The organism is Treponema endosymbiont of Eucomonympha sp., from assembly GCF_001028545.1.
Genome location: NZ_BBPW01000624.1, coordinates 1 through 456, shown reverse-complemented (window position 1 = coordinate 456; position 456 = coordinate 1). Strand labels below are relative to the sequence as shown.

At 64.9% G+C, this 456-nt stretch carries 1 pseudogene; it reads right to left on the bottom strand.

The window, feature by feature from the left end:
- Positions 1-456 (bottom strand): annotated as a pseudogene (locus AWU74_RS08375) (helix-hairpin-helix domain-containing protein); the annotation flags it as partial.

Sequence of the window (456 nt, the reverse complement as noted above, 5' to 3'; positions counted from 1 at the left end):
CCCGCGTTTGGTCAGGTCGGGGTCGGGGAACTCCTCGCGGGCGGCGTCGCTTGCCGAATAGACGGACGCACCGTCCTCATCGACCACCGCGTATAAGACGCCGGGGAAATGCGCCGTAATGACGCGGGAGACGATTTCCTGCACTTCGCGTGTGCCGGTGCCGTTCCCCACGGCGACAAGCTGAACGCCGTAGTCCGCAACGGCTTTTTGTATGGCGGTTTCGGCTTCGGCGGGGCGCGTCTGCTGGTTGACGACGAAATAGCCCAGATACTTGCCGGTCTCGTCGAGCGCGGCGCATTTGGTGCCAGTGCGGATTCCCGGGTCGACGCCCAGAACTCGGGTGCCCTTAATCGGCTGCTGCATGAGCAGGTTTTTCAGGTTTTCGCTGAATACGCCGATTCCGTGCCCGTCCGCCCCGTCGGTCTGGTCCCTGCGGGTTTCGCGCCCCCCCGCCGG